This is a genomic window from Desulfonatronum zhilinae, from assembly GCF_900182865.1.
In the GTDB taxonomy this organism is placed as follows: domain Bacteria; phylum Desulfobacterota; class Desulfovibrionia; order Desulfovibrionales; family Desulfonatronaceae; genus Desulfonatronum; species Desulfonatronum lacustre.
Genome location: NZ_FXUJ01000001.1, coordinates 76,391 through 97,688 on the forward strand (window position 1 = coordinate 76,391; position 21,298 = coordinate 97,688).

The following is a 21,298-nucleotide window of genomic DNA, read 5'->3' on the forward strand; positions in this document are numbered from 1 at the left end:
CGTGCTCTCGTACGGTAGAATCATCGGCAGTTCCAGGATAAACCCATCCGCTTTCGGGCTTTGCCCTGAAAATCAAACAGTCAGCGGGTTCCCAGTATCCAGCCCTCGATTCCGGCAATTTCGCGCTCTCTGAGAGAAAGATCCGGACTGAAGAAGTCGCGAAGCCTGCCGTCCAAATCAGTTTGGCGCATCCAGGCCGCGATGCTGTAGGCGTCATGCTGGTCCGCGGTGCGTCCCTCCTTGGGAAAGCCTCGGCTCCACAAGGCGGGATAAACCTCCGCGATGACCGAACGACCGGGAGGCGCGTCCCAGCCGTCAAACGGCCAGAAATGCACCTTTTCGCCAATGCTGTGCCGCAAATACCGCAACCAGGGCAGACCGGCATGAGTGGACTTGGCCACCGAGCCGGGCACGTCGAAGTGGAAGACCGACTTGGCCGATCCGGCCCGCTCTTCGGTCAAACGCCGCCACTTGGGACTTCCCAGTCGGGCCGCGCCGTTGCCCACGCTCCCATCGCGGACGAAATTAACGTACACGTAGGTTTCATCAGTGGGCCAATGGGCCTGGAAATCATCCAGAAAGGAGGGCCAGTCCAGGGGAATACGATGGATCTGAAAATAGTTGAGCGGAAAAGAAAAGCCGTGGTCAATGCCCACCAGCGCTTGGCTGTTCCCGGCAAAGAGTTCCGCCAACCACTGCGCTAACCCGTGCCGGGTCCAGTATTTTCGAGGGCTGGGAGGCGGCAGAACCTCCCACGGCGGATTGCCGTGGGAGGCCATATACACCCGCAGGCCCTTGAGGCTGGCTTCCGGCGTCTCAGCGCCGGAGTAGTCGATGCCGATGTAGCGTTGGAAAAGCGGGCCGACTTGTTTCAAGCCCGACGACACGGAAAGATCACGATCATAACCACTTGACTCACTGCATTGTGAGTTGCGTTCCGGAAAGAGCGGGATGACCTTGCTCATGCTGATAGTGATCGTTTTATGTGATATCAAATCCAATACGCAGAAATTCTCTGCCAAGCCTTGTCTGTACGTACATCGCATTTCCAGCTATGGTTCCAGAATCCCTTAGTGATATGGTGATCAGGCCAGAAAGACTCATTTCGTGGATTATTTCTTCATGTAGTTCAATTTTAAGATTTGATAGCATTTCAGAAAAATAGTATTTTTTAAGAGCCGGCAATAGAGAAATATTGAACACCTCCAGAGCCTTGGATAAACGACTAAACAGCGTATAGTCAATCTCTGATTTAATATATGCAGAAAAGAATTTTGCTAAAATTACAGGCTTTACCATGTTGTCTAAACGATCTAAAGTCAATAATAAATTTTCGCCAAGATATTGTTGGTCGATCGAATCATCTGGATATTTTTCCAACAAATACTTTCTTTCTTTATCTGATATTTGACCAATTCCTTGAAGAAATCTAATCAGTTTCTGTATAAATATTTCGTCACGTATTGCTAATCCAGCACGTTTCAGATTTACTAAGGTTCCAAATATAGGCAATTCTTTAATAATACCATCAGAAAGCATGCTATCTGCAGATACTTCTGCTACATCAGATATAATATCTACAAGTCGATCTCCGACAATGGTCCTCATCATCTGTCTACCAAGCGACTGCTTATCACTATCCACAACATCCTCTTTATAAGTAAAATATGATAATGTATCCATCCTTCCGTACTACACCGTTTGCAATAACTGTAGGCACACGTCACCTGCTCTGAAACCCGGCCAACCGCGTATTCGCGACAAGCTGATCCAGGGTTTTGAGGGTAAAGACCTTGCCTCGGGTGGCCAGGATCATCTTTTTCATGTCCTCGCGGCGCACGCCGAAGCCTCGTCCTCCGATGCAGGCGATGACCTCGTATTTCGGGTTGTCCGGCGTTCTTCCCGCGAGACTCAAGGCCCCGAGGTGCTGAATCCGGGTGACCTTGTCCCTGGCCGTGCCGTCGTCCTCGGTGATTTTCGCCTCAATGATCACCTGGGGATTGAACTCGCTGGGCACGATGAAATCCGGTGTCTGGTCGAACCCTTCGATTCGCTCGGCTCGCTTGGTCTTGCGAAAGCTGATCCCCGCCTTGGTCAAGACATCTTCTATGGCCGTCTCCAGACTGTCGCCGATCAGTTCGCTGACCGAGTCGCGATGCCCCGCGAAAGGCCTGCCCAAAAAACGTTCGTACAGCAGCATGGCATAGGGCGCTCCCATGTCCGCCATGCTCTTCATGCTGTCGATTCCGGCTCTGGTGTCCGCTTTGTTCAATCGATGCAATTGATCGTCTTGAACCCGCGGTGCGCCTTCGGCCAGCATCAGGCAGGCCGTCTTGATTAAAGCCTCCACTCTTTCCCTGGTCACGCCATTGGTGCGAAGCGAGGTGACGGGCACATTCGGATCTTGCGGTCCAGACTCCTGACAAAACCTTGGGAAACGGCGATGCCGGTTCGCTGGGTCGCCAGATACGCCCATTCCGGAGGGGTGAGGCCGAGCATGGCGCGAAGAATTACGATGACCATAGGCTCGGTCATGGCCAGGGCCAACACCTTATGCGGATCGAAGAGTGAAAAGCCCGTGGTAGCGGCCTTGAGTGCCTCATATCCGTGTTCAAAAACGGGATACTCCACGAACCCAACGCCCTTGGGCATGACCAGAAATTCCGACTCCAGACAGGAGAAGACGGCATCGACATAAGAATCGGCGTGTTGCAACAGTTCGACGAAAGCAACCTCAAAAGGATATTTCGGCATCAGCGTCTCCAAATCCGGCGGTGGGCTCGTGCATCGCGAACAGGGGTGCGGTTTGCGTGGGGTCGTTGGTCTGTATCCGGCCGAGTTCAATGCCGTTCCAGGCGCCGAAATCGCGCAGCCACAAGGTCACCGCGGCCAGGCGGCGATCAATCTCGAGAGTCTTGTCCCAGGCTTCACGCAGGTTCCAGACCGCCAGACGAATGAGGTGCCCGTAGGCCACGCAACGAACGTCGCCCGGAGTCGGCTTGACGTTTCCCCGGCGCAGTTGGGCCATGTCCTCGCGGACCAGATCCGCAACCTGGTCCATGGAATCGACGATCCATTTTCGGGGCACGGAGCCGGTGGAGCGGCATACGAAAACCGTGTCGATGATCGAGGAACCGGTACCGTTGATGTGGATGGAAGCCCCCATTTCAGCCGGACACGGCAGGGAGGCCGAGCAGGTCAGGCCGGCGTCCAGGATGGCCACGGCCAGGGGGCAGTACGCGCCGAGATCGTTGTGGTGGTAGGTGAAAGCGAGCGGGGCTCCTGGCTTGAGGGCCGTGGCCATTTTTTGAAAGACCTCGGACAAGCCTTGGGCGAAATGGTCGATCCCCCGGCCCATGTCCTCGTTGCCCGTCAGTTCCTCGGGGTTGCGGGTCGAAAGCGCGGCAAAGGCCTCGGATTCGGTCCGGATCAGGCGGCGCAGCCACACATAGCAAAAATCCATCAATTCCGCGTACTGCACGTTTCCAAAGTACGGCGGATCGGTCAGGACAGCGTCCAGTGAGCGCGGCTGCATTTCGGCCCGGGCCGCATCCGCGCAGTGCAGGACAACGCCGCGCTTCTCAGCTCCCGGTCTGCCGTTGGGCGTGTCGCCGATCCATTCTTCGCGGATGGGAACGATTTCCTTCCCTGCCTTGAGCGGCCTGATCTCGAACGGGTTGACGCAGTAGGCCTTGGCCTTGCGATACTTCTCGATGATGTTGGCCCAGCCCCCGCTACCCACGCAGACGTTCCTGTTCGGATCGACAATGCCCAGCAGGTTGGATTCGCACTGCACGAGTCCCACCGGAAAACCGTGCACCGAGAAGATGTCCAGGGACTTCAAGGCGGTGGTGTCGTAACGGCAAAGCATATTCTGGTAGCGCAGCAGGTCGGAAAGATTGGTGGCCAGGGCGTTGCGCACGCGCCCGTCCGGGTTCTCCGCGACGATCCGGGCCGAAAGTTCCAGACCGAGCAGTTGCCTGGCGTTGAACATTTCCCGGTAGGACGTATAGCCCCAGCGATGCAGCCGGTTTGTCTCATCGCCCGTAGGGATCGCATCCTCTGGGACAAACCGCGTCTCCATCCCGGCCAGCCGTTCCTCGGCTTCGCGCACGTTGGCAAGGTCCCGCTGGTCCGGAACCTTGAAAAACCTGCCGGAACGGCCCGGCTTGCAGGCGGGGCAATGGTATTCCAGGGCGAAAAGACGATGTCGCGGCGCCCCCCGGTTCTTGTCGGGAAACGCATTGACGGCGTGACACGTCGGGCAGGGGCAGCGACCACGTTTGGCGGGGCCGTCCAGCATCAAGGGGGCTTTGCAGTGGGTGCAGTCGCCGGGGGCTTTGCGATCGTCCGTTTCCGTCAATTGTCCGCAGCAGCGGCAGATCATGACGTTTTTGGGGTGCCTGGAATCCGCGGCCAGGAGCCAGCCGGGGAATAAATCAATGGGATTTGAGCATTCCCGGCAGGTGGTGGTCTTCACCCACAGAAAATATTTGACTTGGGCTTGATCGGTTCCGCAGAGCAGGCATCGGGTTCGGTGAAGGTGGCCGATCTCCTTTTCCAGATGCTCGCGCAAGGCCTGGGCGCCGTGCATGTATGCGGCAGGATCAAGGTGTTCGATCTCCTGCTTTACGATCCAGTAAGCCATGGGATTGATGTCGAAACCGACCACGTCGCATCCCGTCCTGTTGGCCTCGATGAGCGGGGTGCCCCCGCCCATGAATGGATCGGCCACTGTGCGCCCGGACAAGCTGTTCGATTCATAAAACGCTTCGGGCAGCGGCTTGCCCTGGAACTCGGCCAGCAACAGACCGCGAAACAGCGTGCCCGGCCTGCGGGCGAACCATTTGTGGACCGCGATGATCGGCCTGTAGTTCTGCTGAATCTGCTTCTCGCGCAGAGCCAGGTTCGCGATGAACGGGATGTCGAAGTTTTTTTCAATACCCATCTGAAGACGGGGGAGGGAGTGATGCATGGTTCATAAGTGCTTATTCCAAGCTGAGTAATTTGGCCAGGCCTGATCCAAACCGGAAAGGACCCAGGAGGCCGGCAGCCAGCTCACCGTCTCACGTCCCGGGTTGGGGAGTCGTCGCGTTCGAGACACAAATCACTTTCCGAATCCCATTCCTTCAGCGGAGAAGAACGGAACAGCTCGACAAGAGGCGGAAGCGGCTTCACCAAGCGTTCGCATTCCGTTTTCGGGAGCACCTCGATTCTCGGTTCGCCATGTTCGGTAATTTCCCGTAGCCCGTCATTTCGCGCTCTTTGAGCCACCTCACTAAACTTGGCTTTGTCATCCTGACCCTGCCAGCCTTGCATGCTCCCCTCGCTTTTACCGGATTTCCTTTCCACTATCCCCCACGGCGTCCCGGGTTATCCACGCAGAAAAAAGTCCCGGTTCGTCCGTGCCGTCAGCCCGCGCACCGGCACCACGGGATGTCCGTCCCGTTCCTCGACTCCTTCGGGCCAGTCAAAATCCGGATCAATATCGCGCATGGCTTTTTTGGTCACGCAGAGCAGGCGCATCAGGACGTGGTCGTCGTGGGCGGCGACGATGCGGGCGTTGAGGTTGAAGTCCGCGTCGCCGAGGATGGTTCGGACCACGTAGACCGGAACCTCCCGGCCGCTTTCGTGGCGGCGCAGGTGGGTGGCCAGGTCGATCACCGTGGTGGCTTCCACGGGGTTGTCCCGGTTCCATTCCTCCTGCACCGGCAGTCCGGCGACGTAGAGGTTCTGGAGCTCGATGCCGATCTGGCGGCAGTTGTAGCAGATTCGCTTCATTTCCTCCGGGGAGTCGTTGATCCCGGAGAGCAGGGCGATGTTGTTGTACACGGTCACGCCGTGGGCCAGGAGGCGGCGGATGATTTCGCCGTGGACCAGGCGGAATTCGCTGGAATGGACGAACTGGGTTTCCAGTTCCAGGCGGGTCGGGCGGGCGGGGTCGAGGTGGTTCAGGGCGATCAGTTCCTCGATCACGTCGTCGGTGTAGGCCTCGGGCTCGTAGGCGAACATCAGGCTGCGCACCCGCAGGGCGGTGACCTGGGGCAGGGAGCGCAGGGCCTGGGCATAGGCCTGGACCTCGGGCAGGTGGTTGAGGATTCTGTCTTCCGCGGCCAGGACCACGTCCGAAATCTCCGGATTGGCCTGGATGTACTCCAGAATGGCGGGCATCTCCCGGTTCGCGGCCACGTCCACCTCCACCTGGGTGCGGTGAACGCGCTGCAGGGCCTCGATGCCCGTGGGGACGATGCTTTGACGGATGCGTTGGTCTTGGCAGATGAGCTGCTGGACCCGGCCCAGTTCCTGGGGATCAAAGTCCCTGGCCGGGGGCGCGTCCTGGGAAAGGGAGCCGAAAAAGAGGGACTCGTCGCCGATCCGGGCCATGAACCGGGAGTCCAGGGTCCCTTCGTGGTTCACGCGGCTCTTCTCCAGGGAAAATTGCGGGGCGAACGACTTGAAGTAGCCTTCGGTGTAGGGGGTGCGGATCCAGATCATATCCGGTTCCTCCCCGCTTTGCTCCACGGCCCAGCCGCTGGTGTTCCAGTCGATCTTCCCGATCTTGGTGGCCGTGCATAGAATGGGCATGGCCCGGTCCGGCAGGTGACCGCGCAGATGGGCCAGGGCCGCGTGACCGGCGGAAATGGGCGTCCAGTAGATATTGTTGCCCTGGATGGGGCTGCACGGGATGTAGATATAGTGCAACTCGGAGCCCACGGCCCGCAGCTGGGCGTAGAGCTCGGCCAGCTCCGCGCCGGTGTCGTTGCAGTCCTTCAGGAACGGGGTCTGGGTGTAGACGCCGACCCCGCCCCGGACCAGCCGGGAGATGATCTCCAGGCTGTAATGGGAGATTTCGTCCGGATGGATGAAGTGGGTGGCGATCTCGATCTTCTTGTTGGTCTTTTGCAGCTCCCGGTTCCGGTCGATCAGGTAGTTCAGCCAGAATTCGTTCTCCGCGAAGAACAGGGACGGGTAATAGGAAATGCACCGGGAGGCGATGCGGATGGTCTGGACGTGGGGAATCCCGGCCAGACCGGCCACTGCCGTGGTCAAGGTGGCCTTGTTCATCAGCGGCTCCCCGCCGGTGAGCACGATCTCCTTGATCTGGGGCGAGGCGGCGATGTGATCCACCGCCTTTTGGACGTCCTCCACCGTGGGCGCGGGGAGGTTGCGACAGTCCTTGTGCTTGCGGAAGCAGAACCGGCAATAGACCGGGCAGCTCATGTGCAGGACGAAGATCGGCCGGTTCTGGTACATCTGCTCCAAAAGCCCCTGGTGGAACTGCCCAATCCAGGTGTTTTTCAGGCCGGTCTGGTCCAGCTCCTGGACAAAGGGCATGAACTGATAGGCCACGTGCCGGGACAGGCGGGACTGGCGCAGGACATGCCGGGACAGCCGCACCGGGTAGGTGTCGATGACCTGTTGCAGATCATCGCGTTGTTCCTCCGGAACCGCGATGTTGGTCAATTCCGCGTACTGTTCCACGGAATGCACCGCCACGAACCCGTCGCCGGGAAGCATCTGCTCCAGAAAGACCAGCAACAACCGCTTGGGCAGGACGATCCCGGAGACGCGCACCTCCGGACCTTCGTGGTCGTCCATTTCGTGATCCGACTGGTGGTTCGCTTGGGCCAGTTGCCGCAAGACCTCCTCAAAAAACGCCGCCTCATCCATTCCACAGGCTCGAAGCAGGTTCGCGAATCGGTCGCCATGGCCCAGAAGCGTTCCAAAGTCCGGCCCCAGATAGAACCGCGTGCCCCAGCGCTCCAGAAAATCCACCACCACCGCCCGCAGCGCGTCGTGGGAGATGTTTGCTTCGTTTCCTGAATGACAGAATCGTACGGAATAGGTCTTCATGCCCGCTGCTCCAAAATGTTGTCGTCCATCACCCCAACAGCGGCAAATATTTAGGCCGGATCGATTCCGGTCGTACCGCGTGTTCGCCCCGGAGAGAGGTGCCGGACGCGGGCTTTTTCGTCAATGGTTTTGGGCGGACGGGCGATAGCTTGGCACTACAGCGACACTTCCATTTCCATCGTCTGTCCAGGATGTTTGTTCAACCACGGGGCGCACGGGGAGCACGGGGAAGGAACTCCTCAATTTGTATTTACTCAGCACATTTTGTGTTCGCCCTTGCTCCGGCAATCGGAGTCGGGGTCGCTATCGGAATCGGAATCGGAACAGGAATAATTATGAACGCTTCCCAGCGTTTTCGATCCCGATAGCGAAGCGCCGATCCCGACTCCGACCCCGGTAACGGTATTACTCAATGCTGAATAGTTACCTCAATTTTACGAAATATCTTCCCTGTGCCCCCAGTGATCCCCGTGGTGAAATTTTCAGCAAGATCGGCTGTTGCCCAAAAATGTCGGTGTCGTGTTCGGCTTCGCGAGGCAAAGGCGGATCAGGGCGTGGGCTGATCTTGTGACGGCGACGGCTTGAGGGCCGTGGTCAGGAGGGTGCTGAGCAGGATCGCCGCGCCCAGGAGGATGAAGCCCAGGGCGAAGAGGTCGTGGTCGCCGAAGATGCCGAGTCCGGCCGGAATCAGTCCGCCGCCGGCCAGCACGGCCATGGGCACGACCAGGGAGATGGCCAGGGGCCGGACGGCCGCGGGGTAGACCAGGGAGAGCACGGCGAACCCGGCTGGGAAAAAACAGCCGCCCATGGTCGGCTGGACCAGCACCGCCAGCATGACCCAGCTCCCGGGCAGCAGGCCGAAGGTGATGGTCGCGATGCCGGTCAGGGCCACGAAAATGCGCAGGGCCCGAATGGGACCGAGGCGATCCACGATCATTCCGGCCCAGAAGACCAGAAACAGCCCGGAGACCCGGGACGCGGCCAGGAGGTAGTTGACCCAGTCCGCGGGCAGATCACGAACGCTGACCAGGTACAGCGGCGTTTGGGCGTAGACGCCCTGGGTGGCCCCGATGGCCATGGTGAAGAAGACGGCCAGAATCCAGAAGCGCCGGTCCCCCAGGGCGGTCAGGTAGGCCTTGGGGCGGGGAGGAATGCTTTTTTCCCGGCCCGCGGAACAGTACCGAAGGAACAGAACCAGGGCGACCAGTGCCAGGAGAGCGTTGCCGGTCAACGCCGTCCTCCAGCCCAGCCCCAGACCAATCGTCATTTCCGCCAGCAGCGGGGCCAGGATAAAGCTGAGGTTCGGGGCCAGCTCATGGATGGCCAGGGCCTTGCCCCAGTTGGTGTGCGGGACCATGGACGTGAGCACGGCGAAACCGGACGGAAAGTACAGCCCGCCGAAAAGGCCGACCACGAGCAGGCTCGACCGCAGCCAGAGCAGGTTCGGGCTGAGCGCGGCCATGACCAGGGCCAGGGCGATGCCCACCGCGGAAACCACGATCACATGGCGGTGCTCCAGACGGGAGGAAAGGAGGCCGGAGCAGAGCAGGGCCACGCTGTAGCCCAGGGAGACGATGAAGAACAGCTCCCCGGCCTGGGCCTTGGTCAGATCGAAATCGTCACGGATATGCAGTAAAAACGGAGCAAGGACGACCCGGCTCAGAAAGTTGGCGAAAAAAATGCCCATTAGGCTGAGCAGGCCGGGAACTACGGATCGAAAGGCCGGATAGCCGGCGGCATCCGTGCCGGGAGAGACAAAGGGCGTGGGCATGATCAAGAAAGTGGAGTGAAAGGGAATGCGTCAAGAGGATGGACGAAACACGCCCTGCGAGGGGTGTGTCGCGTACCGTTACGGGTCGCCCGGATCAGGGGCGGGGCCGGATATTGCTCGGTCCGTTACGGGCCCGAAGCCGAGGTTGCTCCGGTTTTCAACTCATTGGCGTAGAGGATCGCGGGAATGGCGAAGAGGCCGTAGATGACCACCGCCATGCCCAGGTCGATGGGCCAGAACGGCGAAGCGGACTCGTCCAGGGTGGACAGCACCAACAAGACGTGGACCCCGCCCAGGATCAACGTCAGCCGCCCGGGCCAGACCCAGAATGACGGCGAGAAGTAGTGTCGTCCGAAGGCCAACCCATGGCAGGCCAGCAGGCAGAGGGCGAAAAAGGCGATGTCGGCCAGGATTTTCACGGTGAGCGCGGGTTCGGCGGTGATGGCGAGCAGCAACAGCCGAGTGACCGTGGTGGCCAGGAAAAGTATCGCCAGCAGGAAGAAATAAATTTTCATGGGTCAACCCCGAGTGGATGGAAAAGCGCCGGGCGTGCGTCCGCTTTCCACGCACGGTTGTTGGGATGTATTCAGGAACGTTCTGGGATGTATGGGGCTTGGCCGGAAATGTCAAAAGGCAGCGCGGGCGCTGCAATGGTCTCGCCCTTGAACGGCGTTCCGAATTGAGTCAGTATCCAGCCCGCCTTTTGCGGCGAACGCCCATTGTTGTACACCTCGATCAATTATAAGGAGAAAGCATGCTGGAAGTCGTCCAGGCCTATCTGACGAGATGGCAGGCGGACCCGAAGCGAGTCCGTCCTTTTTTCGCGCGCTTGCTGGAAGCGTTGCGCGACCCTGAAAACGAGATGGAGTTCGTGGAACGGGACGGAGTGAGCGCCAGTCTGCGGGCAAAAATCGCGGAGCCGGACAAGGGCGCTGTCTCGGGAGAACTGTTCTGTCTGGTAGATGTGGTCGAAGACGTGGACGGGCGGTGGCTCTCGGTCTGTTTTTACGCGGACACGGTCAGTGACCCGGAAGAGCGCGGCAATCTCGTGCCCCTGGGGCTGCTTGGCGAGGACGGTTATTGCTTCGACGTGGAAGAGCCGGATTCCGTTCTCGAGGATTATGTTCTGGAGAGAATTGACGAGGCCCGGAAGCGCGTTGGGACGGAACGGCGATAGCTGATGGAGCTATTTAGAGCTCCGATCATGCCGTCTCCGAGGCTTGCGCCTCAAGTTCGGCGATTTGGGCGGAAATCTGATTAATTTCAGCCTGGATTACTTGGATCATGCTGTTTTTCGTCTGCTCCGGCATAGACTGGTTGGCGGCGATGGCGGACAGTTTGTTCGTCAGGTCCTTCAGCCGGGCTTGCAGCGCCTCCAAGGGGCCGCTTGAAGAGGAATCGATCCCGCCTCTGGCCTTGTGCATGTACTTCCTGAATGCTTCCGCCGCGTCATTGTCGCCGGTGTCTTCGGACTTTGCGGCTTGCTGAGCCTCCCTGGCCGCAGGTGAAATGCTCACGGTGTCGCCCCCGACGGAAGTCGAAGCGCCCCGGAACCAGTCCGTTTCCTGATTTTCCCGGACAATGGGCTGTCCCACAAACTCTCCTGCCCGCAAAAAATTCTGATAACCGTCTATGCGCATGGCTCACTCCAATTGGGAAATAGTTGCCGTGCGCAGTATCGCAGCAAAAGGCATGCCTCGGTAGCGACTCTGGCCAGAGGTATCCGGCAAGACGTATCTGGCCGGACGCATCTGCTGACATGAAGCGGCTTCGCCTGCCCTATCCAGCGATAAACTGACTTCTTGAAGACGGAAGAGGAAATGAAAAGGGCGGACAGTCCGCCCTCAATGGGAATATTTTTCCAGGCGACGACAACAGGCCGCAAGCCAGCCACAATGGTCGTCACGGCGAAGACGATGCGCAGGTCTACATTATCACGGAAGACTTGCCCATGATGTGCATCAACTCAACCAGTCGGGTGTCTCCCCGGACTCGCTCCATCATTTCTTGACGCAGAGATTCGCTGCGCGACTGGTCAAGCACCAGGGCGTTGTAGTGAGACTCCAAGCCGGTAATGTCGTTTTCAGCAAGCATGGCCCGATAATGCCCGCGCACGAGTTCGGCGTATTCCCTACGTTCAGCGGTGGATGCGGCAGCGGCTTGGGGATATCTTTCAGCGAACCAATCTCCTTTGGCCCCAAGCTGGGTGGAAACTTGAAACCCATATTCAGCGAACCAGGTGGGAATCTGATACATTTCCAGGGGGTAGTCGGCGGCGGATGTCTGCCGGGCATCCCCTGTGGCGGAAATGTCGCCGCGCAGAGCATCCGCAGCCCGCCTGCCTTCGCTGGATATCGTCACGGTATCCGCGCTGTTCGAGGAATTGCCGCCAAGGGAATTTGCCCTGGGCGGAACGGTGTGCACCGAGTTCACGTAAGGCGTGGCGGAAGGGTTGCCGATAGATTGCAGGTTTCCTGTAAGCATGTGCCTTCTCCTGGTCGGTCATGAACGGATACCGGATGACGTCCTTTCGTGCTCGAATGCAAGCGTGAGACCAAAAGGCGACTCGACAACCAGTCTCGTCAAGTTGACTCGGAGGTTCGCGCCCCTTCGCTGGCTGAAGGCTTAGCGCTGTACATGCTCGTGTCTGCCCGTTGGATGAACTGGTGGAGGTTTTCTCCGGGGCGATGCATGGCCAAGCCGATGGAGGCCGTGATCCTGAGTTGCGTGGCGACCGCACAGACTTGGGCGACGGGGAGGGTGCGCAGCGCATCCTGGATGCGGTTTGCGGTTCTTTGAGCCGTTTCCCTGTTCACGTCCGGAAGCAGCAGTAAAAATTCGTCGCCTCCCAGACGGATGAAAATGTCGTAGTCGCGAACGATGTTCTGGATCGCATGCGCCACGGCGACCAGGAGCTGGTCTCCGCAAGCATGACCCAAGGTGTCGTTGACTTTTTTGAATCCGTCCAGATCGATGAACAGCAGCGCGACCGGCATTTTTTTACGATGCGCGAACTCCAGGATTCGCGGCGCGTGCTTCATCAGGTAGGATCGGTTATGACAACCGGTAAGATGGTCTTGAGTGGATTCACGCTGGAGTTTTTCGTGTTCCCGGAGCGTTACCAGGGACCAGGAGAACAGGTCGGCGAAGAACTCGATGAAGTCGGTGGCCATTCCTTCATTGTAGCGCAAAGGATCGCCGTCTTTCAGGGCCAGAAAGCCGATCAGGTTGTCCGGCTGATACTTGTCCCAGAGGGGAAAGACGCATACCGAGCCGAGATAGTCCCGTTGGCCGCGTGTTTGGAACAGTTCCCGGGCGGTAGGAGCCTGGATCGCGATGTCCGCGAAGGAGCCGAGCAGTGGGTGCCTGAAGGACTCGGCCAGGCCCATCTCCCTGAGCATGCGTCGAAGAGAAAGCTGGGATCGGATGGGGATGGAATCGGGGAGAAAACCGGCGTACTGCTCCCGGTCCAAGACGAGATGAATGTCCCGCAATTTGAGGCTGCCGCGCAACGTGGTCAGAAGCGCGGGAAGTTGGTCCAGGGAGGTTATGGCCTGGATTTGAGAGGCGCAAAGTTTGAACTTGTGAAAGACGGAAAGATTTTGCCTGTACAGTTCCAGAGTCCGCTCCAACCTTTCCCGTAGGCAGTGCGCGTCGGCCGCGTTCTGAGCATCGCGACCGCTCATGGAGCTTCCGTTGGAGCCGGGGGGCGCCGGATTCCGGAAAACAAGGCTTGAGCACGGTGGAGAAATGACTGATGAGCCTCTGAAGGGGACATTGTACCGATGATTTTAGTCCGCATGGGTGAAGACCGCAACATCAAACGCCCACAACCTCTCGCCTCTCGGCGGTCTTGATCACCTCAGGCACTCCTGATAGCCTGAAATTCTTGCCTCACCGCGCTTCCCGCGCAACCGAATCACAACGCGTTTTTTCCTGACGACATGGTCTTCAGCTCCCATATTTTCCTTTTCTATTTTCTACCGCTGGCCCTGTTCGCCTATTATCTGCTGCCCCGGCGGGGCAAGCATCTGGGGCTGACGGTACTCAGCTACGCCTTTTACGGCTGGTCCAATCCGCTGTTCGTCCTGATCCTGCTGTCGTCCACGGTGGTGGACTATTTCTGCGGATTGATCATGGCCGGGCGGCGGCCCTTGTTCGACCAGCGGCCCATTCAGGAGTTGGACCCGAAGGGGCCGCGCACCCGCAGCCAGAAAATCGCCCTGGCCGTGTCCATCCTGACCAACCTCTCCCTGCTCGGTTTTTTTAAGTATTTCAATTTCGCCGTGGAGAACTACGACCTGCTGCTGGGCTGGCTCGGCCTGCATGGGTTGCAACTGGAAACGGCCTTGCGGATCACCCTGCCGTTGGGGATCAGCTTCTATACCTTCCAGTCCATGAGCTACTCCATCGACGTCTATCGAGGCCAGGCCAAGGCCCTGCGCAACTTCATCGACTTCGCCTGCTACGTGTCCATGTTCCCGCAACTGGTGGCCGGGCCGATCATCCGCTTCCGGGAGGTGGCGGATCAACTCCTGCACCGCGCCCATACCCTGGAAAAGTTCGCCCGGGGCGTGGCCTTCGTCAGCCTGGGGCTGGCCAAGAAGATCCTTCTGGCCAACCCCTGCGGCAAGGTGGCGGACACCATTTTCGACGCCGCGACCATCACCACGGTCCAGGCCTGGTACGGGGCCGCGGCCTACGCCTTTCAGATATACTTCGACTTCAGCGCCTACTCGGACATGGCCATTGGCCTGGGGCTGATGCTGGGCTTCGTCTTTCCCAAGAACTTCGATTCCCCGTACCTGTCCAAATCCATCACGGAATTCTGGCGACGCTGGCACATTTCCCTGTCCACCTGGCTGCGGGACTATCTGTACATCCCCCTGGGCGGCAACCGCAAAGGTCCCCGGCGCACGGCCATCAATCTGGCCCTGGTCATGCTCCTGGGCGGGCTGTGGCACGGGGCGGCCTGGACCTTCGTGATCTGGGGCGCATTGCACGGCCTGCTCCTGGGATTGGAACGGGTCCGAGGCAAGACCAGCTTTTATCATCGCCTGCCCGGCGGGGTGCAAATCGCGTTCACCTTTGTTCTGATCTTGATCACCTGGGTCTTTTTCCGGGCTGCGGACCTGCCCTCGGCCCTGACCTACCTGGGAACCATGTTCGGCCTGGTCCAGGCAGGGCCAGAAGCAATCGCTGGCGCAGGCCTTCTTAGTGGACTGATCTATCAGCCTTACTACCTGGGCACGTTCCTACTGGCCGCCGTGGTCACCTGGTCCTGTCCCCAGACCTGGGACTGGACCAGGGCCATTACCCCGGCCAAGGCTTTGGCGATCGTGGCCCTGCTGCTGCTTTCCGTGGCCGTGCTGGCGACCCAGGCCTATAACCCGTTCATCTACTTCATTTTTTAGCCATGGCCGATTTTGATCTGCAACGCTCGCGAGAACAGACCGCCCGGGAACAGGTGGGCGTGACTCGGATATCCCGGGCCACGGCCTGGCTGTTGACCCTGGCCCTGCTCCTGCTCATCGGCCTGGTGACCGTGAGCCAGCATATCCATGACCTGCGGGCCGCTTTGCGCGGAGAACGATCCACCTGGCTGCCCCAGTCCTTGGAGATTTTCCCGGCCGTGCCCGAGGCCTTAGATGTCTTCCACACCTCCGACCAGCCTTTTTTCTCCAGGGTTCTGGCCGCCAACCGGCTGCTGCTGCGGGAGATGGGCGCGTTCGAGGACGACCTGGAGGACGCGTCCATTCTGGGACAACTTATCCGCCCCGGCATGCAGACCGTGCTGACCCGTCTGGGCGTGGGCAACGAGCAGGCCTACGTGGGTCGGGACGGATGGCTTTTCTACCGGCCCGGCCTGGATTACCTCACTGGCCCCGGCTTTCTGGTGCCCCGGCAACTGGCCCGGCGGGCGGCAGCAGGCAACGAATGGCAGCCCGCGCCGCAACCGGACCCTCGCAAAGCCCTGGTGGACCTGCACCGGCAGCTGCGGGCCCGGGACATCGAGTTGGTGGTCATGCCCACCCCGGTAAAGCCCATGGTCCACCCGGAGATGTTCGCCGCAGGCTTGAACAAAGCCGAGCCCCTGAACAACCCTTCCTACGCCGCCTTTGTCCGGGACCTGGAGCAGGCTGGCATCCTGGTTTTCGATCCCCTTCCGATCCTGATGCGGGCCAAGACCGAGACCGGACGCCCCCAGTATCTGGCCACGGACACCCATTGGCGACCCGAGGCCATGCAGCTTGTTGCCCGTGAGCTGGGAGACTATTTGCGGCAACAAGATTTACCGGTTCCTCGCTCCGCGGCCGGACTGCAAACCAGGGCCCTGGAGATCGCCCATACCGGCGATATCGCCACCATGCTGGAGCTGCCCAAGGACAGTCCCTTATTCCCTCCGGAAGCCGTCATGTTGGAACAGGTCCTGGACGCCAGGGACGACTTCTGGCGGCCTGATCTCACGGCCGACGTACTGCTTTTGGGCGACAGCTTCACCAATATTTTCTCCCTGGAGCCCATGGGCTGGGGAGAAGCGGCCGGACTGGCCGAGCATCTCAGTCTGGCCCTGCAACGTCCCGTGGACCGCATCGCCCGCAACGACCACGGGGCCTTTGCCACGCGGGAGATTCTGGCTCGGGAACTGGCCCGGGGCCGGGACCGCCTGGAGGGCAAGCGGGTGGTGATTCATCAGTTCGCCGTCCGGGAACTGGCCGTGGGAGACTGGAAGCTGATTGACCTGGAGTTGGGCGAGCCCCTGCCCTCGCTTTTTTTCCAGCCTGAACCCAACCACCCTCTGGAGGTCCGGGCCGTGGTCGCCGCTGCGTCCCCGGTCCCCCGTCCCGGCAGCGTGCCCTACGCCGACCACATCCTCAGCCTGCACCTGGTGGACCTGGAGCACGACGGGGCCTTGCTTGCCGATCCCCAGGCCGTGGTCTATGTCTGGGGCATGCGGGACAATGTCTGGACTCCGGCGGCCCGTCTGCGCCCCGGAGACGAGGTGGCCATCCGGCTCCAGGCCTGGACGGATGTGGCCGATGCCTACGACGGGATCAATCGCAGCGAACTGGATGATTTCGCCTTGCAACTGGAAGAACCGACATGGGGAGAGATTTTGGAATGACTTGAACCGTCTTGAGTGACTCAGGTTGCAGCTGAACTTTTACCGTATCCTTGTTCTCATTGTACGGAGATTGACACATCTTCGAAGATATTCGATCAGAGTGATCAGGCCCGCGAAAGCGGCAGTCCAAGCGAGAACATTCACCAGCCATCCCGAAGCAGTCATGTTGGGGAGCAAACTGTAGTAGGGTTGTAATGCGGCATGGCCAAACAGTGGGTGATAAGCTCGCCACCAAAAAGCAGGATGTGCCGCCACATGATAACTAATGAGCAGACCTATTCCACCGAAAAATAATGCCGACGACACCAGGGGAGGGAGGGATGTATTTTTTGAGACAGCAACCAACCGAAGCAAGGGGAATGTTAGCAAGCAAGCGATGATGACTTGGTATCTTCCCGCAGGGCAGGTTCCGGCACGATAGTCCGGAAAACAGGCCACAAGCAGAACGGAACCAGCTGTTAGTCCCAGCCAGACAAAATCTATGGCGTCTTTTTCTTTAATGAGTAGATAAATTCCGGCAATTAATCCAACGACTGATAGCGGAGAAAGAAAAAATAACCCGACATCTTGGGAAAAGAAAAAGCGGACTGTTCCGAAGCCGACAAGACGTAAATCCATCTGGCTGGCAAGGTTCGTATTGGGAATTGCCAGCGCTCCCCAAATAGTGAGATGATATATAAAATACCCAAACCATCCACAAATGAGCACCGTTGCCAGCTGATAATCTCGTCGCCTAACGGACTCCCAGAGCAAGGCGACAGTTGCCATGGCTATGGCTAAAAAAACGCGTTGCGTTCCAAAAAGAGCAATAAATAGCAATACTACTCCTATATTTTTCCAAATTCTTTTTTCTTTATGAATAAATGCCAATGCCAGCAGAAGAAGGGCTCCAACAAATATTTCCGGATAGATTTGGGTGGTGTAGTAAGCAATAGGGATTGAACTCATGCAAAGAAATATTATTAGTGCCTGAGCAATTTGAAAGGATGGCTTTTTTTTGTGAGCTACTAGAATAAAAGTCATTGACGAAAGAATGGATGTAAACGCTCCAATAAATAAGAGAGATATCCAGCGAGCGTTATGTTCGCTCAATATGAATGTGGGGGAGAGCATCAGAGGCAAGAGTGGCGGTCGCGGCAATATCTGAGCATCCCTCCAATACTCGGATCTGTCGATCCATGGCTCAATCCCCAAATTTTCGTACCACTTCCAGGTATATTGGGTGTTGCTGATGATTGCCCTATTCCAGTATGCATGGTGTTCAGCGCGTTCATGAACATTGCGAACGTTTAGCCCGTCACCTGCGGCGATAGCTTGAGCGATCAGCAAGTAGCTCGGCTCATCACCGGTAAACAATACTAAAGACCGAGCACTGTCCGCAGCAAAGGGAATCAGATTCTCGCGAAACTGCGAGAAGACAAAAAAGAGGGCGATGCCGCAGACCAATCCGATGCTGATCGTGGCGGACCGCTTTGTCGGCCATATCGTCTCGCTCCCCCCCCTGATCGCCAAAAGAAGTGCGCCAAAGGCAAGCATGAGGGCAATAAAAAAAAGTGATGACCCCGTCAGACCGCTCTGGATTACTTCGCGCATCTGAAATCTCGGCTCACTCATGATTCGAAGCCCGGCCGGAGCGACCCAAGAGCCCTCGAGATTGATGATCGACAAAACATTATCAGTCTCAGCCACGGACAGAGGCAGCCGCAGGGTCAGGCTCGGGTCATGTTGACGGTAAGGTGTTGGACGCCCTTTGCCTTTCTTGAGGCGCACATCTCCGATATGGGTTTTGTTCAACTTGAACTTCAGCAGCGGTGGTACGCTCTCATGAGCGTCGTAGTTTCGGACTTCCAGGACGTATTGCCCCTGAGGCATCGTAATGCGCATGTCGAGCCGGTGGGCCACGCTCCCGGCCCAAGCATCCTTTGGCCCTGGAATGCTCGTCGGCAACGAATCATCGAGTTCTATCGGGCCGGACTGATTCCTCCAGCGCAGGTCCCAACTTTCATGGTCTTCGGAAGCACGGATTTCGAAGTGGACGTCGGCGACGAGGCCGGTGTGATAGAAAAGAAACATGGCCAGAACCAGGCACGCGACGACTCCACCGATAAAGATTTTTTTTCGATTTTTTGCAGGTGATTTCACATCCAAGCCTTACTGATTGAGGAGGGTTTTATGGCGAATATTAGAGGACATATCGTGAGCTCCATTCAACGATCAACATCCAGGAATATGTTCATATTTATGAGCATGCTGCTGTTCTGCATCTGTTTGCTGAGCTTCGTGGCCAAAGAAGCAGCCTCTGCCGAATCTCCCCTTGAGCTTCCGCCATGGAAGGCGTTTCACGCCGAAATACAGACCCAGGTGCAGGATACCGCGCAACGAGGCAACATGGCCCTGCAGGGTGTTGATGGGTGGCTTTTTTTTGACCAAGAATTGGCTCATATCGTTTTGGGGCCGTTTTGGGGTGAGTCGGCGGTCGATGGCAGCAAAGCGACTAATCCGGAATTCGCTGATCCGTTGCCTGCCATTCTCGACTTTCATGCCCAACTCCAGGCTGCTGGCGTGGACTTGGTTATGGTTCCGGTCCCTCCCAAGGCATTAATCTATCCTGACTTCATTTCCAAGGCCATGGTCGACACCTTGTTGACGAATGGCTCCCCTTCACGACTGGACCCTGCGCATCAGGAATTTTACGAAATATTGCGAGATCATGGTCTGAAGGTGCTTGACCTGACCAATGTTTTTCTCGAAGAACGGTTTGCCGACAGGGGCCCGCTCTACTGCCGCCAGGATACCCACTGGTCCGGCTTGGGTTGCGTCGTCGCGGCTCGGGTAATTGGAAATCTTGTCCGAGAAATGCCTTGGTACGCTGAGGTCGCTACCCAGCAGTTTGACCAGCGATGGCGAGAAGTACAAATCAGCGGAGATCTGTGGCGCGCTTTGGACAGGCCGGACCTGGAACGCGAATTCGTAAACCTGCGTCAAATCGGACGAGAAACGTCCTCTGGACTCGAGCTCGTTGAACCGGACCAGGCCAGCTCGGTGGTCCTGCTCGGCGACAGCCACAACCTGGTTTTTCAGGCCGGTGGGGACATGCACGCCCGGGGCGCGGGCTTGGCCGATCAACTGGCCCTGGAACTGGGCTTGCCCGTGGACCTTATCGCCGTACGCGGCTCCGGCGCCACCCCGGCCCGGATCAACCTCTTTCGCCGGGCCCAGCGTAATCCGGACTACTGGCAGGATAAAAAGCTGGTGATCTGGGTGTTCACGGCCCGGGAATTCACCCATTCCGATGGTTGGCGGCTCGTGCCCATCGCTCCGTAAGCCCTCAAGCAGTAACGCGCTCCATCTTCCAACCCTCAACCGACACCTTCTATGACAGAAGTTATTTTACGTCCCGTGACAGTGACCCTGGTCATTCCCTGCTACAATGAGGAACGGACACTGGAGCGCTGCGTGGCACGGGTTCTGGCCATTGCCGACGATCGGCTCGCATTGGAGTTGATCATCGTCGATGATGCGTCCAAGGACGACAGCGTCGCCGTGGCCCAAACGCTGATCCAGCGCCACTCGAACATCCGGCTGTTACGACACGAGCGAAATCAGGGCAAAGGGGCCGCCTTGCGCACGGGCTTCGCCCAGGCCACGGGAGATTTCGTGGGCGTCCAAGACGCGGACCTGGAGTACGACCCACAAGACCTCCGCAAGCTGATCGTTCCTCTGGTCGAGGGCAGGGCGGACGTAGTATTCGGTTCCCGCTTCCTCTACTCAGGAGAACGACGGGTTTTGTATTTCTGGCACAGCCAGATGAACCGCGCACTGACCTTCCTCTCCAACATGTTCAGCGACCTCGGGCTGACGGACATGGAGACCTGCTACAAACTTTTCCGTCGGGAGATCATCCAGTCGATCCAGATCGAAGAACACCGGTTCGGCTTTGAACCTGAGATCGTGGCCAAGGTCGCGGAAATGCGCTGTCGGGTCTACGAAGCGCCTATCTCTTATCACGGCCGGACCTACTCCGAAGGGAAGAAAATCAACTGGAAGGACGGGCTACGCGCACTGTACTGCATCCTCCATTACGGCGCGCATAGGTCGCCGCTGCCTATGCAGATGCTGGTCTATCTGTTTGTCGGCGGCACGGCCGCGCTGTTCAACTTACTGCTGTTTTTGTTGCTCTTGCCGACACTGTCCGTCGGGCCGTCAGCGATCATCGCGTTCTATGCCGCGGCCGGTTTGAATTACTGGCTGTGCATCCACCTTTTGTTCAAAAAGAACATTCGCTGGAGAACCGGGACCGAACAACTCGTATATTATGCATCCGTGACCGGAATCGCTCTGGTGGACGTTGCGACAACCACAGCGTTCCTTGCTTTCGGCCTCGGTGCCGCTGGCGCGAAGCTGCTGGCCTCGGGCATCGGGCTGATGCTCAACTTCGTGGCACGACGCTTTTTGGTGTTCCCGGAAAACAGGCCGGAGGATTGGAGGTAGTCCCGGGGTGAGAAATCAAGAGGATGCCTGTTGTACCGACCAGATCGCAGCAGCCT

The 21,298-nt window shown here is 58.4% G+C and carries 18 protein-coding genes; 5 read left to right on the forward strand and 13 right to left on the reverse strand.

Translation table 11 applies throughout. The annotated features are described in order from the left end of the window. Positions 1-80 precede the first annotated feature (80 nt). The 8 genes from AC559A_RS00370 to AC559A_RS00405 all read right to left on the reverse strand — a co-directional run bounded on the left by AC559A_RS00370 (position 81) and on the right by AC559A_RS00405 (position 10,140). Positions 81-965 (reverse strand): hypothetical protein, encoded by an 885-nt coding sequence (locus tag AC559A_RS00370; protein ID WP_498815493.1) that lies wholly within the window; start codon positions 963-965, stop codon positions 81-83. A gap of 16 nt (positions 966-981) precedes the next feature. Further along, positions 982-1,644, reverse strand: a complete 663-nt coding sequence (locus AC559A_RS00375; protein ID WP_498815495.1) for a hypothetical protein — start codon at positions 1,642-1,644, stop codon at positions 982-984. Positions 1,645-1,723: 79 nt separating this feature from the next. Next, positions 1,724-2,395, reverse strand: coding sequence for a hypothetical protein (locus AC559A_RS00380; protein ID WP_498815497.1), 672 nt, complete (start codon positions 2,393-2,395; stop codon positions 1,724-1,726). Then, entirely contained in the window at positions 2,362-2,754 is a 393-nt protein-coding gene (locus tag AC559A_RS00385) for a hypothetical protein (RefSeq protein WP_498815499.1), read from the reverse strand. The genes AC559A_RS00380 and AC559A_RS00385 overlap by 34 nt, the downstream gene beginning before the upstream one ends. Continuing rightward, positions 2,735-4,975: a DUF1156 domain-containing protein gene (locus tag AC559A_RS00390; protein ID WP_498815501.1), complete on the reverse strand. Its 2,241-nt coding sequence runs from the start codon at positions 4,973-4,975 to the stop codon at positions 2,735-2,737. The genes AC559A_RS00385 and AC559A_RS00390 overlap by 20 nt, the downstream gene beginning before the upstream one ends. Before the next feature lie 398 nt (positions 4,976-5,373). After that, positions 5,374-7,854 carry a radical SAM protein gene (locus AC559A_RS00395; protein WP_498815503.1) on the reverse strand — a complete coding sequence of 827 codons (2,481 nt, stop codon included), beginning with the start codon at positions 7,852-7,854 and terminating at the stop codon, positions 5,374-5,376. A gap of 547 nt (positions 7,855-8,401) precedes the next feature. Then, positions 8,402-9,625, reverse strand: coding sequence for an MFS transporter (locus tag AC559A_RS00400; RefSeq protein WP_498815504.1), 1,224 nt, complete (start codon positions 9,623-9,625; stop codon positions 8,402-8,404). A 125-nt stretch (positions 9,626-9,750) separates the two neighbouring features. Continuing rightward, complete coding sequence (locus AC559A_RS00405) at positions 9,751-10,140, reverse strand: hypothetical protein (RefSeq protein WP_498815506.1); 390 nt, start codon at positions 10,138-10,140, stop codon at positions 9,751-9,753. Between the two features lie 239 nt (positions 10,141-10,379). Between AC559A_RS00405 and AC559A_RS00410 the strand changes: the two genes are divergently transcribed. Continuing rightward, positions 10,380-10,802 carry a hypothetical protein gene (locus AC559A_RS00410; RefSeq protein ID WP_028572924.1) on the forward strand — a complete coding sequence of 141 codons (423 nt, stop codon included), beginning with the start codon at positions 10,380-10,382 and terminating at the stop codon, positions 10,800-10,802. Positions 10,803-10,827: 25 nt separating this feature from the next. On the opposite strand, the gene AC559A_RS00415 is transcribed toward AC559A_RS00410, so the two are convergent. The 3 genes from AC559A_RS00415 to AC559A_RS00425 all read right to left on the reverse strand — a co-directional run bounded on the left by AC559A_RS00415 (position 10,828) and on the right by AC559A_RS00425 (position 13,311). Beyond that, positions 10,828-11,265 carry a FlxA-like family protein gene (locus AC559A_RS00415; protein ID WP_498815507.1) on the reverse strand — a complete coding sequence of 146 codons (438 nt, stop codon included), beginning with the start codon at positions 11,263-11,265 and terminating at the stop codon, positions 10,828-10,830. Between the two features lie 286 nt (positions 11,266-11,551). Continuing rightward, entirely contained in the window at positions 11,552-12,109 is a 558-nt protein-coding gene (locus AC559A_RS00420; RefSeq protein ID WP_498815509.1) for a hypothetical protein, read from the reverse strand. Between the two features lie 98 nt (positions 12,110-12,207). Further along, positions 12,208-13,311 carry a GGDEF domain-containing protein gene (locus AC559A_RS00425; RefSeq protein WP_498815510.1) on the reverse strand — a complete coding sequence of 368 codons (1,104 nt, stop codon included), beginning with the start codon at positions 13,309-13,311 and terminating at the stop codon, positions 12,208-12,210. A gap of 258 nt (positions 13,312-13,569) precedes the next feature. Between AC559A_RS00425 and AC559A_RS00430 the strand changes: the two genes are divergently transcribed. Both AC559A_RS00430 and AC559A_RS00435 read left to right on the forward strand, forming a co-directional pair. Then, positions 13,570-15,039 carry an MBOAT family O-acyltransferase gene (locus AC559A_RS00430; RefSeq protein WP_498815512.1) on the forward strand — a complete coding sequence of 490 codons (1,470 nt, stop codon included), beginning with the start codon at positions 13,570-13,572 and terminating at the stop codon, positions 15,037-15,039. Positions 15,040-15,041: 2 nt separating this feature from the next. Next, a complete protein-coding gene (locus tag AC559A_RS00435) occupies positions 15,042-16,751 on the forward strand; it encodes an alginate O-acetyltransferase AlgX-related protein (RefSeq protein WP_498815514.1) in 1,710 nt (569 codons plus the stop codon). Between the two features lie 39 nt (positions 16,752-16,790). On the opposite strand, the gene AC559A_RS00440 is transcribed toward AC559A_RS00435, so the two are convergent. Beyond that, entirely contained in the window at positions 16,791-18,899 is a 2,109-nt protein-coding gene (locus AC559A_RS00440; RefSeq protein WP_498815516.1) for a hypothetical protein, read from the reverse strand. A gap of 66 nt (positions 18,900-18,965) precedes the next feature. Continuing rightward, complete coding sequence (locus AC559A_RS00445; RefSeq protein WP_498816062.1) at positions 18,966-19,292, reverse strand: hypothetical protein; 327 nt, start codon at positions 19,290-19,292, stop codon at positions 18,966-18,968. Between AC559A_RS00445 and AC559A_RS00450 the strand changes: the two genes are divergently transcribed. Both AC559A_RS00450 and AC559A_RS00455 read left to right on the forward strand, forming a co-directional pair. Beyond that, on the forward strand, positions 19,200-20,075 hold the full coding sequence (locus AC559A_RS00450; RefSeq protein WP_498816044.1) for an alginate O-acetyltransferase AlgX-related protein: 876 nt from the start codon (positions 19,200-19,202) through the stop codon (positions 20,073-20,075). The two genes, AC559A_RS00445 and AC559A_RS00450, sit on opposite strands and share 93 nt — an antisense overlap. Positions 20,076-20,126: 51 nt before the next feature. Then, the gene (locus tag AC559A_RS00455; protein ID WP_498815518.1) at positions 20,127-21,242 is read left to right on the forward strand and encodes a glycosyltransferase; all 1,116 of its coding nucleotides are present in this window, start codon (positions 20,127-20,129) and stop codon (positions 21,240-21,242) included. Positions 21,243-21,298 lie beyond the last annotated feature (56 nt).

Bases quoted from the DNA above. Each gene is read 5' to 3' on its own strand.
- AC559A_RS00430 (WP_498815512.1), top strand. From the start codon at position 13,570: ATGGTCTTCAGCTCCCATATTTTCCTTTTCTATTTTCTACCGCTGGCC.
- AC559A_RS00415 (WP_498815507.1), bottom strand. From the start codon at position 11,265: ATGCGCATAGACGGTTATCAGAATTTTTTGCGGGCAGGAGAGTTTGTG.
- AC559A_RS00405 (WP_498815506.1), bottom strand. From the start codon at position 10,140: ATGAAAATTTATTTCTTCCTGCTGGCGATACTTTTCCTGGCCACCACG.
- AC559A_RS00425 (WP_498815510.1), bottom strand. From the start codon at position 13,311: ATGAGCGGTCGCGATGCTCAGAACGCGGCCGACGCGCACTGCCTACGG.
- AC559A_RS00435 (WP_498815514.1), top strand. From the start codon at position 15,042: ATGGCCGATTTTGATCTGCAACGCTCGCGAGAACAGACCGCCCGGGAA.
- AC559A_RS00390 (WP_498815501.1), bottom strand. From the start codon at position 4,975: ATGCATCACTCCCTCCCCCGTCTTCAGATGGGTATTGAAAAAAACTTC.
- AC559A_RS00370 (WP_498815493.1), bottom strand. From the start codon at position 965: ATGAGCAAGGTCATCCCGCTCTTTCCGGAACGCAACTCACAATGCAGT.
- AC559A_RS00385 (WP_498815499.1), bottom strand. From the start codon at position 2,754: ATGCCGAAATATCCTTTTGAGGTTGCTTTCGTCGAACTGTTGCAACAC.
- AC559A_RS00455 (WP_498815518.1), top strand. From the start codon at position 20,127: ATGACAGAAGTTATTTTACGTCCCGTGACAGTGACCCTGGTCATTCCC.
- AC559A_RS00395 (WP_498815503.1), bottom strand. From the start codon at position 7,854: ATGAAGACCTATTCCGTACGATTCTGTCATTCAGGAAACGAAGCAAAC.
- AC559A_RS00410 (WP_028572924.1), top strand. From the start codon at position 10,380: ATGCTGGAAGTCGTCCAGGCCTATCTGACGAGATGGCAGGCGGACCCG.
- AC559A_RS00400 (WP_498815504.1), bottom strand. From the start codon at position 9,625: ATGCCCACGCCCTTTGTCTCTCCCGGCACGGATGCCGCCGGCTATCCG.
- AC559A_RS00420 (WP_498815509.1), bottom strand. From the start codon at position 12,109: ATGCTTACAGGAAACCTGCAATCTATCGGCAACCCTTCCGCCACGCCT.
- AC559A_RS00445 (WP_498816062.1), bottom strand. From the start codon at position 19,292: ATGAAAGTCGAGAATGGCAGGCAACGGATCAGCGAATTCCGGATTAGT.